This window comes from Pseudomonas sp. LBUM1662 (genome assembly GCF_059695915.1).
Window position 1 is genome coordinate 3519970 of record NZ_CP166793.1, and the last position, 13586, is coordinate 3533555.

The 13586-nt window shown below is 57.3% G+C and carries 15 protein-coding genes and 1 pseudogene; 13 read left to right on the top strand and 3 right to left on the bottom strand.

Going from position 1 to position 13586, the window contains the following annotated elements:
* The first annotated feature begins 7 nt into the window (after positions 1-7).
* On the top strand, positions 8-916 hold the full coding sequence (locus tag ACA049_RS15770; protein WP_497328251.1) for a LysR substrate-binding domain-containing protein: 909 nt from the start codon (positions 8-10) through the stop codon (positions 914-916).
* Positions 913-1272, top strand: coding sequence for an MmcQ/YjbR family DNA-binding protein (locus ACA049_RS15775; protein ID WP_497328252.1), 360 nt, complete (start codon positions 913-915; stop codon positions 1270-1272). Before ACA049_RS15770 ends, ACA049_RS15775 begins: the two co-directional genes overlap by 4 nt.
* Here the strand turns inward: ACA049_RS15775 and ACA049_RS15780 are convergent.
* Positions 1269-1700, bottom strand: a complete 432-nt coding sequence (locus ACA049_RS15780) for a DUF1294 domain-containing protein (protein ID WP_497328253.1) — start codon at positions 1698-1700, stop codon at positions 1269-1271. The two genes, ACA049_RS15775 and ACA049_RS15780, sit on opposite strands and share 4 nt — an antisense overlap.
* Positions 1697-2527 (bottom strand): undecaprenyl-diphosphate phosphatase, encoded by an 831-nt coding sequence (locus tag ACA049_RS15785; protein ID WP_497328254.1) that lies wholly within the window; start codon positions 2525-2527, stop codon positions 1697-1699. The genes ACA049_RS15780 and ACA049_RS15785 overlap by 4 nt, the downstream gene beginning before the upstream one ends.
* A 379-nt stretch (positions 2528-2906) precedes the next feature.
* Between ACA049_RS15785 and ACA049_RS15790 the strand changes: the two are divergent.
* The 10 genes and pseudogenes from ACA049_RS15790 to fapF form a co-directional block, all read left to right on the top strand.
* Positions 2907-3593: pseudogene (locus ACA049_RS15790) on the top strand (cache domain-containing protein); the annotation flags it as partial.
* A gap of 123 nt (positions 3594-3716) precedes the next feature.
* Complete coding sequence (locus ACA049_RS15795) at positions 3717-4451, top strand: methyl-accepting chemotaxis protein (protein WP_371928399.1); 735 nt, start codon at positions 3717-3719, stop codon at positions 4449-4451.
* Positions 4452-4687: 236 nt separating this feature from the next.
* Positions 4688-5251 carry a nicotinamide riboside transporter PnuC gene (pnuC, locus tag ACA049_RS15800; protein WP_497328255.1) on the top strand — a complete coding sequence of 188 codons (564 nt, stop codon included), beginning with the start codon at positions 4688-4690 and terminating at the stop codon, positions 5249-5251.
* The gene (locus ACA049_RS15805) at positions 5248-5772 is read left to right on the top strand and encodes an AAA family ATPase (protein WP_497336879.1); all 525 of its coding nucleotides are present in this window, start codon (positions 5248-5250) and stop codon (positions 5770-5772) included. The genes pnuC and ACA049_RS15805 overlap by 4 nt, the downstream gene beginning before the upstream one ends.
* A gap of 331 nt (positions 5773-6103) precedes the next feature.
* Complete coding sequence (gene fapA, locus ACA049_RS15810) at positions 6104-6541, top strand: functional amyloid chaperone FapA (RefSeq protein WP_497328256.1); 438 nt, start codon at positions 6104-6106, stop codon at positions 6539-6541.
* A gap of 1 nt (position 6542) precedes the next feature.
* Entirely contained in the window at positions 6543-7115 is a 573-nt protein-coding gene (fapB, locus tag ACA049_RS15815) for a fibril amyloid subunit FapB (RefSeq protein WP_497328257.1), read from the top strand.
* Positions 7116-7166: 51 nt separating this feature from the next.
* Positions 7167-8597: an amyloid-like fimbrin subunit FapC gene (gene fapC, locus ACA049_RS15820; protein ID WP_497328258.1), complete on the top strand. Its 1431-nt coding sequence runs from the start codon at positions 7167-7169 to the stop codon at positions 8595-8597.
* A gap of 62 nt (positions 8598-8659) precedes the next feature.
* Entirely contained in the window at positions 8660-9340 is a 681-nt protein-coding gene (fapD, locus tag ACA049_RS15825; protein ID WP_497328259.1) for a fibril amyloid maturation endopeptidase FapD, read from the top strand.
* 33 nt (positions 9341-9373) lie between these two features.
* Positions 9374-10132 (top strand): fibril amyloid subunit FapE, encoded by a 759-nt coding sequence (fapE, locus tag ACA049_RS15830; RefSeq protein WP_497328260.1) that lies wholly within the window; start codon positions 9374-9376, stop codon positions 10130-10132.
* 46 nt (positions 10133-10178) lie between these two features.
* On the top strand, positions 10179-11459 hold the full coding sequence (gene fapF / locus ACA049_RS15835) for a fibril amyloid transporter FapF (protein WP_497328261.1): 1281 nt from the start codon (positions 10179-10181) through the stop codon (positions 11457-11459).
* Between the two features lie 124 nt (positions 11460-11583).
* On the opposite strand, the gene ACA049_RS15840 is transcribed toward fapF, so the two are convergent.
* Positions 11584-12909, bottom strand: coding sequence for a sigma-54 dependent transcriptional regulator (locus tag ACA049_RS15840; protein WP_497328262.1), 1326 nt, complete (start codon positions 12907-12909; stop codon positions 11584-11586).
* Between the two features lie 343 nt (positions 12910-13252).
* Here ACA049_RS15840 and ACA049_RS15845 point away from each other — a divergent pair, with 343 nt between their 5' ends.
* Positions 13253-13519, top strand: coding sequence for a hypothetical protein (locus ACA049_RS15845; RefSeq protein WP_497328263.1), 267 nt, complete (start codon positions 13253-13255; stop codon positions 13517-13519).
* Positions 13520-13586: the final 67 nt, after the last annotated feature.

Sequence of the window (13586 nt, forward strand, 5' to 3'; positions counted from 1 at the left end):
TCCAATCATGCAAGACCTCAACGACCTCTACTATTTCGCCAAGGTGGTCGAAGCCGGCGGCTTCGCTGCAGCCGGGCGTTTGCTGGGGATTCCCAAGTCCCGGCTGTCGCGGCGCATTGCCGAGCTGGAAGAACGCCTCGGCGCACGCCTGCTGCAACGCACCACACGCCAACTCAAGTTGACGGCCGTGGGCGAACGTTACCTGCGGCACTGTCAGGCGATGCTGCTGGAAGCGGAGATGGCCGATGAAGCCGTGGCCAGTATGTCCAGCGAACCTCGGGGGCGCTTGCGGGTGTCCTGCCCCGTCGGCCTGGCCCACGAAATGTTGCCGATGGTGATCAGCAGATTTCTTGAAAAATACCCCCAGGTGCAACTGGAAGTGATGCTGATCAATCGCCGGGTCGATCTGGTCACCGAAGGTGTCGATGTTGCGCTGCGGGTCCGGGATTTAGGTGACGAGGACCCGCTGCTGGTGACCCGTCGGCTGCGCCAGGCACAGATGGCGATGGTCGCCAGCCCGGCCTTCCTGCATGAGCGTGAGATCAACCACCCCGAAGACCTGAAAACCTTGCCGGTGCTCGGCGCGCTTGAAGCCGACCGCATGGTGCACATTCGCATGCTCGATCAACAGGGCAAAAGCTATGACTTGAGCCTGGAAGCGCGATTGGGCATCGACGATTTCATCGTGCGCAAGGCGTGCACGCTCGCCGGCCAGGGTTTTACCATGCTGCCGATGATGTATTGCGAACAGGAACTGGAAAATGGCTCGCTGGTGCAGTTGCTGCCCGATTGGTCATTGCCTGGCGGCTGGCTGCAAGCGGTCTACCCTCATCGGCGCGGGGTGATGCCGGCCGTGCGCGCCTGGATCGACCATTTGATCGAATCATTCAATGCCTGTGGGGACCGATTGATATGAAGGCTGGACGCATGAGCGAAGAGGACGTCGCGCAATTCTGCCTCGCGCTGCCCGGTGCGCGGGAAGACTATAAATGGGGAGGCGTACGGGTGTTTTCGATTGCCGGGAACAAGATGTTCGCCTTGCAGAACCTGCGCGGTGATTCACTGGCCTTCAAGGTCGACAAGGATCTGTTCCTGGGACATTGCGACCGCCCGGGCATTCACCCGGCGCCGTATCTGGCGCGGGCCCAGTGGATCATCATGCAAACACCCTACCCGCTGGGTGCCGAGGAACTGCAGGCATTGTTGAAACGCTCGCACCAGTTGGTGGTGAGCAAGCTGCCCAAGCGTGCCCAGGTCAGCTTGCTGCTTTAGAGCAATGCAAACAACTGGGCGCCGAGGAACAACTGGTCGATCCAGAACACTTGGTGCATCAGCACAATGAGCCAGAACACCAGTTGAAACGAGACCTTGCGGGTCTTGTGCCGAAACACCTGCTGAGCCAGCAAGGCACCCGGCCAGCCGCCCGCCAATTCCACTGCGTGCAACACGTTTTCCGGGGTGCGCCAGCTGTCGGCGCGCGCCTTGCGCTTATCGCTCCAGTACAGAAAGAACGCCAGCACACTGACGATGCCATAGGCCGCCAGCGGGATCAGCGAAACCCCGTGCAGCCACAGCGACACCGAGCCCGTCAGCGGTAGCGCGCACAGGATCGCCAACACCAGCAGTTTCAACCGTGGATGCTGGACCCGCTCGCCCCCGGACCGACGTCCGGGGTTGTTGCGCGCGCTGGCGTCATTCATGGGCGTGCTGCGGCCCAATCGACCCATCCGAATTGCCACGTGGCCAGAATGAACAGGCCGAACGCGATGCGATACCAGGCAAATGCTGCGTAGCTGTGACTACCGATAAACACCAGCAAGCCTCTGACGGCAATCATCGCGAAGATGAACGCGGTAACGAAACCGATCGCGAACACTGGAAGATCAGCCGGCACGAACAGGTCACGGTACTTATAGCCCGAGTACACCGCTGCGCCGACCATGGTCGGCATCGCCAGGAAGAACGAGAACTCGGTAGCAGTCTTGCGTGACAACCCGAACAGCAAGCCGCCAATGATGGTCGAGCCCGAACGCGAGGTCCCGGGAATCATGGCCAGGCACTGGGCGAAACCGACTTTTAAAGCATCTTTCCAAGTGATGTCGTCGACGGTGTTGGCATGCACTTCGTGCTGACGCTGTTCCGCCCACAACATCACAATCCCGCCCACGACCAATGCCGTGGCCACAGTGATCGGGTTGAACAGGTATTCGTGGATCAGGTCGGCAAAAATCACCCCCAATACCACGGCAGGCAGGAAAGCGATCAACAGGTTTGCGGTAAAGCGTCGGGCATTTGGTTGCGTCGGCAAGCCGACGACCACGTCGAAGATCTTGCGGCGAAATTCCCACACCACCGCCAGGATCGCCCCGAGCTGGATAATGATGTTGAAAGCCATGGCGCGCTCGCCACCAAAGTTGAGCAGGTCAGCCACAATGATTTGGTGACCGGTACTCGAAATGGGCAAAAACTCCGTCAGCCCCTCTACAACCCCAAGAATCAATGCCTGAAAGGCGGTCCAAAGATCCATCAATCCCCCAAAGACGATGCGCCAAGGCATGCCCCGTTAGTTTTTTAATCGTTCACTGCGCCAAGCGTAGCCGAAGTCCCGCGCACAAAGGATCCAGACGAAACCGTAAAAATTCCGTGAAAAATCAACTTGGATTCAGGTTTTTCTGCGCGGGGCCGAAATCCTATCAGACAAGCCTCGATAACGCTGCCGCGTAATGAGACTTGGGTCGCATATGCCCGACCGGCAAAGCGTGGTTGGATGCTGGCAATCGTTTATTACAAGAAAAAGAAATCGGAGTGACAGCGTTATGAACAGCTTGCGCAGTGTGTCGATCAGCCGACGCTTGTGGCTCATCTTGATCGTGTCGGTGGTGATGTTATTGACGTTGGGCGTGTTGATGCTCAAGCAGATCCATAGCGACCTTTACCAGGCGAAGGCCCAGAAAACCCAGCACGTGGTGCAGACCGCCAGCGGCATCCTGACTTACTACCACGGCCTGGAAACCGCCGGCACGCTGACCCGCGATGCCGCGCAGAAGCAGGCGCTGACCGCCGTGCGTGGGCTGCGCTATGACCAGAACGACTATTTCTGGATCAACGATCTGACGCCGGTGATGGTGATGCACCCGGCCAACCCCAAGCTCGATGGCCAGAACCTCTCGGCAATCCGCGACCCGGACGGTTTTGCGCTGTTCAACGAAATGGTCGCCGTGGCCAAGGCCAAGGGTGCCGGCACGGTCAACTACCGCTGGCCTAAACCGGGTGCCAGCGACCCGGTCGAAAAAACCTCCTACGTCAAACTGTTCGAGCCGTGGGGTTGGGTGATTGGCTCCGGCGTGTATATCGATGACATGCAAGCGGAGTTCCATGCCCAGGTCTGGAAGGCTTCTTTCGTCGGTCTGGTGATTGCGCTGATCATGGCGTTGCTGGTGATCATGATCGCTCGCAGCATCGTGCGTCCGCTGCAGGCCACCGTGAACGCCATGGCCAACATCGCCAGCGGCGAAAGCGACCTGACCCGCAGCCTCGACACCCATGGCCAGGATGAAGTCACTCAACTGGCCCGGCACTTCAATGCCTTCACCGCCAAACTGCGCGGGGTCATCAGCGAGCTGCAAGTGTCCGCCAGCGCATTGGGCCAGTCTTCCAGCGATCTGGGCAACGATGCCGCCCAGGCCCAGCAACGCAGCCAGCAACAATCCCAACAAATGGAACTGGTGGCGACCGCCATTAACGAAGTGACTTACGGCGTGCAGGATGTGGCCAAGAATGCCGAGCATGCCGCCAGCGAAATGCGCGACGCCGAATCTCAGGCGCAGCAGGGGCAGATCAACATTGATGGCAGCTTGCAGCAGATCGACAAACTGTCCGGCACCATCGATCAAGCGGTTGAAGTGATTCGTACCCTGGCGGCTGAGAGCAACCAGATTGGCAGCGTGCTCGAGGTGATCCGCTCGATTGCCGAGCAAACCAACCTGTTGGCCCTCAACGCAGCCATCGAAGCGGCCCGGGCTGGTGAGCAAGGTCGAGGATTTGCGGTGGTGGCCGATGAAGTGCGGCTGTTGGCCCAGCGCACCCAGAAGTCCACGGCAGAGATCCAGTCGATGATCGAACGCCTGCAAACCCATTCCGAAGCGGCGGTCAAAGTGATCGGCGACAGCAGCCGGGCTTCGCAGCTGACCATCGAACAGGCCGGTCTGGCCGGCGCCAGCCTGAATGCAATCGGCCAGGCGCTGCGCAACCTCAACGGGCTGAACGCATCGATCGCCAGCGCGACCTTGCAGCAAGCCCATGTGGTGGAAGACATCAACCAGAACGTCACCCAGGCGGCGGGGTTGTCCCACAGCACCGCGCTGGCGGCGGAGCAATCGAGTGTGGCCAGCGTGCGGCTCAAGGACTTGAGCGAGCAGTTGAACGGCCTGCTCAAACAGTTCCGGGTTTAACAACACCCGTGTAGCAGCTGCCGAGCAGCGCGAGGCTGCGTTCGGCGACGCAGTCGTCGTAAACCCTGCGAACGCGGTGTTACGGGTGCACCGCGGGGGCCGTTTTCACGACGACTTCGTCGCCGAACGCAGCCTCGCGCTGCTCGGCAGCGGCTACAGGCCGCGTGAGTCGGTTCTACTTGACGGCGTCTGTCGGTACAATCCGCCCCCTCTTTCGTTTTCCCCAAGGAATCCCCATGTCCGGGCTTGAGCTGTTTGCCGCTACCCTCGGCGTGATTGCCGTCTGGTTGACGGTCAAACAGAACCCCTGGTGCTGGCCAATCGGCCTGGTCATGGTGCTGCTTTATAGCTGGATCTTTTTTGAAGTGAAGCTGTATTCGGACATGCTCCTGCAGGTGATCTACGCCGCGCTGCAGATTTACGGCTGGTGGCAATGGACCCGCGCGGGTGAGGCGAATTCCGGTCGCCAGGTCAGCCGGCTCGATGGAAAGTCGATCGCAATAGGCCTGGCGGCTGGCGCCCTCGCCAGTTTGCTGCTGGGTGCCGCGATGGCGCACTGGACCGATGCCGCGCAGCCCTGGCTTGACGCCGCATTGACCGGGTTCAGCCTCGTGGCGCAGTTATGGATGGCGCAAAAACGTGTGCAATGCTGGCCGCTGTGGGTCGCCGTTGATGTGATTTTCGTCGGGTTGTTCATCTATAAAGGCATGTACCTGACTGCCACCCTCTATGCCCTGTTCTTGCTGCTGGCCATTCAAGGATGGCGTGAATGGCGTACCGACCCGGCCTTGCGCGCATGAAGGTACTAGTGCTCACAGGCCCTGAATCCAGCGGCAAAAGCTGGCTTTCGAACGAGATTCACGCCAACTTTGGCGGCATATTGGTCAATGAGTACGTTCGGCACTTTATAGACAGCGAAGCCCGGGAAACCCGCTACGATGACATTACATCGATAGCTCATGGCCAGCTTACGTGGGAGGACGAAGCACGAAACCGGCAACCGTCACTGCTGATTCTCGATACGCACCTTCTGAGCAATATCCTGTGGAGTCGCACATTGTTTGGCGCTTGCCCGCCATGGATCGAACCCGCATTGTTGGCGCGGCACTACGACCTGCATTTGCTGCTGAGCCCTGAAAACGTGGCCTGGCATGACGATGGCCAGCGTTGCCAACCGCAACTGGCAGAACGCCAGGCGTTTTTCCAGGCCAGCCTCGATTGGCTTGACCTGCACCGCCAGCCTTGCCAGGTAGTGCAAGGTGACTGGCTACAGCGCAAGGACGCGGCATTCGAGGCCGTGACGCGCTTGCTCAAGGCTTGACCGGGGTGCCCCGCCCCTCCGCAACTGTCCATTCCTGAAACACCCATTCCTGCGCAAACCCGCGATCTAAAGCGGCCCGAGCGTTCCCGCAAGAAAATGTTAAGCCAGTGATACAACGTGCCTTCAATGCCCCCAGCGAGCACCGCCGCCCGCATGGACGGCGTTTTTGCGCGGGTCTGTCTCAGTGGCGTTACATAATTTTTTTGACCACCCCGACAAATTAAGTCAACCAACTGTTTTTTAAGGAAAAACAGAAAGCGGCACACCTTCTGCTCTCTACCTCGCAACGCTGATAAGGGCCAGCGTTCCAATTACAGAAGGAATTGCCGCCGTGGGGAAATTTGATAGAAGCATCTATAGCTTCCTGCTGATCGGATGCGCACTGGGCTCAACAGTCTGCCTGCCTGTACAGGCTGACAACGGCATCATTACCATCAAACGTGATGTCCAGACTCGCAACGCAACGATCCCGCCAGTCATTCCCGACCCTAACCCCACCACCGTCAATGCCAACCCGTCCAGACAAATCCTCCAGCAAACGAACGAGTTGAGCGACGGCGACTTTGCCAACGTTGCCAGTGGCGCAGGCATCAATCGCCTGGTCACTCAAAACACCAATAACCTGGGCGGCAATATCAGCAACCAGAGCCAACTGTCCAACCTCCCCGCCGGACGTTCTGGAAATTCGGGCAATGGTATTGCCAACATGGTCAATTCAAACATCCAGCAAGGCCTGGGTGCTCTGAAAATCATAACGGGAGACCGTTAAGATGAATCGTACGCTGCTGATGATCGCCATGTTTTGCAGTGCATCGACCTTTGCCCAACCTCCCGTCATCAATAACGCCGACATCGACGGTTCGGGCATGCAGTACCAGGGCAACCTCACGGTCAACCAGGCCGCGGGCGATTATCAGCAACAGGCCAACGCCCGGGCCATTGCCATCGGCACCAACGCCAGTGCGACCACGCAGATTCGCCAGCGGCTGCGCACGCACGTCGATCCCGGCGTCGATGCCCGATCCAGCATTCAAGGCGACTCCTTCAGCCACGGCAACGGTGTACTGGGCGTCAACCAGAGCACGGGTGCCAGTAATCAGCAAGCCAACGCACTGCGTATCAGCATCAGTGCTCAGCCGCAAAGCATCGACGACAGCGTCCTCATGCAACAGAACGTGGCGCTGCTCAACAACTCCGATCCAACTGACTCTGCACCAGGCTATCGCCAGGTCACTACCAGTGACCAGGCATTCACCGGTAGCCGTGGGGTGATCCAGCTGAATCAGAGCGCCGGGGTGGGAAACCGAATGGCCAACACCCTAAGCGTACGGGTCGCGGATTGACCCAAAAGGTAAGAAACAACACTTAACCTAAAATAAGTACGGAGAATCACCATGAAACCTTCGATGGCAATAAAGCCTCTGGTTTTCGCAATTGCTGCGGTCATGGCTGTTGCTGTACAAGCTGGGCAGCGTGACGACCACCACAATGGCCATAACAATGGCCATAACAACAATGGTCAGCACACTCCTCCTCCAACAAAGATCCCTGTTTACGCGACTGCCAATGCCTGGGATAACCAGAGCAGTACCGGTAACCGCATCCGTAACGAAGGGACTGTCAACGATGCCAGTATGAGCAGCTCTGCCACAGGCACCAGCGGCAACGTCGGTGTCAACGTGGCAGCCGGCGCCGGCAACCAACAAGACAACGCGGCCGCCATTGCAAACGCTGCTTCAGACTCAAGTCTGGATAACAGCTTCGTGTTTGGCACTGCCTCTGCTACCGCTAGCGTCCGGCAATACAGCAACAATAACCGTGTCGACAACTACGGCGTCACAAACACTGGCGCGATGAGCGGATCGGGCAATAACGGCAGCGGCAATATGGGGATCAACATTGCCGGCGGCGACCTGAACCAACAGAAAAACACCATGGCCATTGCCAATACCAATGCTCCACTCGGTAACGCAACAGCCACCGCTTCTGCCGATCAACAAGGCCCAGGCCTGATTGTGAACAACAATGCCGATCGGACTTATCGTGTGGATACAATCACCGTTACCAATTCGGCGAGCGGCAGTTTCTCCAAAGATAAGTCGTTTGAGGCAAGCGGCAGCCAAAGCGCTTCCTCCAGCTGGAACAAAGCCGGTTCCAAAAGCTATGACGCCAGCGGTTCAAAAAGCGTTGATATAAGCGGTTCCAGCGCCAGTAATGCCAGTGGTTCCAACAGCAGCAATGCCAGCGGTTCCAACAGCAGCAGTGCAAGCGGTTCTTCGAGTGCTTCGTTGAATGCTTCGTTGAACGCTACGTTGGACGCTACTGCGGCGGCTTCCAACTCCACTACCGTCAATAACGGCTGGGGCGACCGCACTCGCAGCAGTTCTTCCGATGCATCGTTTAACGCATCGCTCGACGCAACGCTTGATGCTTCGATAGACAAATCGTACGACAGATCGCACGAATCTTCGTATGACAAGTCACGCGATTCTTCGTACGACAGATCTCGCGATTCGTCATTCGAAAAATCGTACGACAAGTCGTACACGAAGTCGCGTGACTCCTCGTACGAAAAATCGGGCAGTCAATCGTCCGAGTCTGAGTACGCAAAAGCGAAAGCCTACAGTGAAAGCAGCTCTTATGATTTGAGCAATACCTACTCTTATCAAGTGCTGACTCCTACTGGCTGGGCCAACCCTGTGACCAACACTGCAACCCTGACCGGTTCGGTGAATGGTGGCAGCGGCAACCTGGGCGTCAACGTGGCTGCTGGTGTGGGCAACCAACAAAGCAACTCGTTGGCCATTTCCAACAACTCGTTCTAATGGCTGTCTCTGGAGGCCCCCTTACGGGGGCCTTTTTCAACACCACCAGAGGGCGTCCCATCATGCGCATTATCGCCTTGGCATTTTTGCTTTGCGTGGCCGGTGTGATCGAGGCTGCACAAATGCCCCTGTCCATCCTGCCGGGCGGTGCAGTTGTGTATAAGCCGATCCAGAGCATTCGCGAGCGCAAATTTGCCGACCTGGTACAACAAAAAACCGACTTCAGTTGCGGCGCAGCTGCGCTGGCGACCATCTTGCGCCAAGCCTATTGGCTGGATGTGAATGAAGAACAGATCATCGAAGGCATGCTGGCTCACTCCGATCAGGACCTTGTCCGCGTCCAGGGCTTCTCCATGCTCGACATGAAGCGTTACGTGGAAAGTATCGGCATGCGGGCCCGTGGCTATCGGGTAGCGCCGGAAACGTTAAACGACATCAGAATTCCGGTTGTAGTACTCATGGATATTCGTGGCTACAAACATTTTGTGGTCATGCAAAGAGTCCATGAAGGCTGGGTCTATATCGGCGATCCGGTACTCGGTCATAAACGCTACAAAGTCGACGATTTTATCAAAGGCTGGAACGGCATCATCTTTGCCATCATTGGCCAGGGCTACGACAAAACCAACGCGTTGCTCGACCCGCCCATGCCACTGACCGCCAGGAATCGCGTCAACGCCTTCAGCCCGGTGCAGGACGCAGAGTTGATGGATTTTGGATTTATCCAAAGCGACTTCTTCTAATAACAAGTGAGCATGACGCTCCGGGAGCATCCCATGAAGACTCCAATCTGGCTGGCCGTGGTTTGCCTGGCCGCCAGCCTGCCGACCCAGGCACAAACCTTCAAACCCATCGAACTGAAGGATCAGGAATTGGCGACCCTGCGAGGCCGCTATGTCATGCCGGGACGGATCATCAGCTTTGGCATTGCGATGACCAGCACCTGGCAAAACGCCAACGGTGAAGTGATCGGGGCAACGTCCTCGATGCAAATTCAACAATCAACCATCAAGCCACAGTTCTATGTGTCGATGATCGACGAAAAAGGTAATGGCTCAACGCGCTCGCAAGGCGCGAACACCAACACGGGCACCGGCACCGTCACTGGCGGCAGCGGCCTCAACACCACCGAAGGTGTCACCCAAGTCGTACGGGCTGCCGGCGACAATAATACGGCCTACAACAACGTTGATATCAACGTCACAAAGGCTAATCAGGCGCCAGCAACGCAACAACAGGGCCAGGCATTGGCCGCAGGCACGACGTTGGTCGGCGCCAATGGCGCAGGCTCGCTGAGCGTTTCCTCGACCGGTTCGGGTGTGCAATTCAACATCGTGGCCAATAACAACCAGGGCAATACCATGCAACGCCTGGCCCAGGGTGGACTGATGCAGAACACGACTTTGCTCGGCAGTAGCAACCAGGTCCGTAACCTCACATCCTTCAATGTCGTGCTGCGTGACAACGTGCCGTCAGCCGGATCCGTGAGCGGCAACCTGGACCAGCTCAAAGGTCTTCGCACTCTCGGATTCTGATCTACGCTCAGTCTCATCAGATGTAGTCAGAAGGGACGGCTAACCCATGCAACGATCTTCAACGTTCAGAGCTTTGGTATGTTTGAGTAGCCTGGCCCCGGCCACAATGCTATACGCAGCACCGGACCCCCAGGTCGAAATCCTAAAACAAGAACTCATGGAGTTGAAACAGCGTTACGAAGCACAACAGAACGCGTTGATGGTACTTGAGCAACGCGTTCGCCAAGTCGAAGAAGCACCTGCGACACCCGCTCCCAAACGCCTGACCAAATCCCCCGCCGAACCGGCCAGGGGTGGTCAGGCGGTGGCTGCCGGCGCCCCCGGAACCACCGGCAGTTCATACGGCCAATCGCTCAAAGACGATTCGGAGCCTGCGCAAAGCGTTTCCAACCTGTATGACGAAGCCAGCGGCTTCTTCGGTGGCGGCAAGTTCAGCGTCGAAACCGGCCTGACCTACACGCACTACGATACTCGTGCATTGACGCTCAACGGCTTCCTCGCACTGGACTCGATTTTTCTCGGCAACATCAACCTCGACCGCATCAAGGCCGACAACTGGACCCTGGACCTGACCGCCCGCTACAACGTGGCACAGCGCTGGCAGTTCGACATTAACGTCCCCGTGGTTTACCGCGAATCGACGTATTCCTCCGGTGGCGCTGGTGGCGCAGGCCCGGTGACGTCTGACGCAACCGTTACCCGCGACCCGACCATCGGCGACGTGAACGTCGGCGTTGCTTACAAGTTTCTGGATGAGTCGGCCAACCTGCCCGACGCGGTCGCTACACTGCGCGTCAAGGCGCCGACCGGCAAGGACCCCTACGGCATCAAGCTGGTCAGCGACCCGAACAACGACAACCTCTCGGTCCCCGAGGATTTGCCAACCGGCAATGGTGTCTGGGCGATCACCCCGGGTATCTCGCTGGTCAAGACCTTCGACCCTGCCGTGCTGTTCGGCAGTCTGTCCTACACCTACAACGTGCAGGACTCGTTCAGCGACATCAGCCCTCAGGTCGGCTCCAAGGTGAAAGGGGACGTGAAACTGGGCGATTCCTGGCAGGTCGGCGCCGGCATTGCATTCGCCTTGAACGAGAAGATGAGTATGTCGTTCTCGTTCACCGATCAGTTCGCCCGCAAGAGCAAGATCAGGCCGGATGGCGGTGACTGGCAGTCGATTTCCAACAGCGATTACAACTCGGCCAACTTCAACATCGGCATGACCCTGGCCGCCTCCGACAACCTGACGATCGTACCCAACCTGGCCATCGGCTTGACCGATGACTCGCCAGACTTTTCCTTCAGCCTGAAATTCCCGTACTACTTCTGATCCACGACAACAAATAGATCAAAAGATCGCAGCCTCGTTGCACTCGACAGCTCCTACATTGGAATGCGTTCATCCTGTAGGAGCTGTCGAGTGCAACGAGGCTGCGATCTTTTGATCCTGGCGTCTAACGAATCTGATGCTTGTGCAACAAACGATAGAAGGTAGGCCTGGAAATCCCCAACACCTTGGCGGCGATGCTCAAATTATCGCTGTGACGGTTAAGAACATCGCACAAGGCCTGGCGTTCAGCGCGGGTCTTGTAATCTTCCAGCGTGCCCATCGGCGCGGGAATGGTGTGCTGGCTGATCAGCCCCAGGTCTCGTGCTTCGATCTGCCGGCCTTCGGCCAGAACCAATCCTCGACGTACCCGGTTGGCCAACTCGCGAACATTGCCCGGCCAGTCATGCTTGCCCATGGCAATCAAGGCGTCGTCGCTGAAGCTACGAGGGCGGCGGCCGGTTTCATGGCTGTAGAAGTGGGAAAAGTGGTTAGCCAGCATCGATAAGTCACCCTGGCGTTCACGCAGTGGCGCGGTGACCACTTGCAGTACGTTCAAGCGGTAATACAAATCCTCACGAAAGCTTTTTTTCTCGACCGCCGCCTCGAGGTCGACGTGAGTCGCCGCCAATACCCGCACATCCACCGGAATAGGCTGGCTGCCGCCGACATGTTCGATGTGTTTTTCCTGCAGGAAACGCAGCAGATTGGCTTGTAACTCCAGCGGCAAGTCACCGATCTCATCGAGAAACAGGGTGCCGCCATTCGCCGCTTCGATACGACCCACTTTGCGTTGGTGGGCGCCGGTAAAGGCTCCCTTCTCGTGGCCAAACAATTCGGACTGGATCAAGTGTTCGGGAATGGCCCCGCAATTGATTGCCACGAAAGGTCTGTTGTGACGCTGGGATTGTCGATGAAGCGTGCGGGCGACCAGTTCTTTACCGGTACCGCTTTCCCCACGAATCAATACCGGAGACTCGGTGGGAGCCAGTTTGCTGAGTAATTTGCGCAGTTCGCGAATCGGTTTGCTGTCGCCAAGCAGCTCGTGCTCAGGTTGATCGATATGAATCGTGCCCTGCCCGCGCAGACGCGCCATGCCGAATGCCCGGCCCAGTGTGACTTGCACCCGGGAGACATCAAACGGCAAGGTATGGAAGTCAAAAAACCATTCGCAAACAAAGTCGCCGACGTTTTGCAGGCGCAGGACTTCCTGGTTCAGGACGGCAATCCACTCGGTACCGCTGCGGCTTATCAGTTCTTTGACGGCTTCCGGGCGTTCCAGATGAAAGGGTTGTAATCGCAACAGGCCAACGTCACACGTTCGGTCGCCGGCGTTCTCCAGGGAACAGCTGTCAACATCCCAGCCCACAGAGCGCAGACCCGGTAACAGACGATGGCAGTCGTCGCAGGGGTCAACCACTAACAGACGTCGTAACGCAGGCGTTTCGATCATGACTGTTCCTTGACGCCAAACTTTAGGAAATATTATTAAAAACAGTCGTTTGGCGGATCTGGCTGTAACATTAGCAAGAATTTGACACTGCCTTGTACCGTTTGACTATAGGGATATTGCGTTATTAGTTATAAGAACGAGTTTGTTAGTTACCTAACGAGTTCAACCTTTCATTAAGCTTTCAAAAGCTGCCCCTGCATTGAGTATATGAAAGAAAGTTGAAATTTCTTTTGATTTGGGTGTGACCTGACCCCCGGTTGAGGGCATCAGTACAAGTAACCAGCCGAACGGTAAGCCCAACCGACGGCCTGTCACTTGATTGGGCATATAGAGAGAAGATCCCATGACCGCCCCGCTCCGTATCAACGAAGCTCTTTTGATTGCCGACCGCGCATTCCAACCTTTCCAATGCGTGGCCTGGGCCCCACAAGACGGCAATGGCGAACTCAGCCTGACCATTATCGACCGCACCAATGCCCACATCGGCCGCACGCAGATCCCAAGCAGTGCGTATTCCGACCCGGCGCAACTTGAACACATTCTGGAAGAAGCTCGCGCCGAATTGTGCGAAGAAGGTTACACGCTGCAATCGTGGTCCATGCCGCACTAAAAGACTCAGGTTTAAAGCGTAAAAAGATCGCAGCCTCGTTTCACTCGACAGCGCCTACATGGAAATA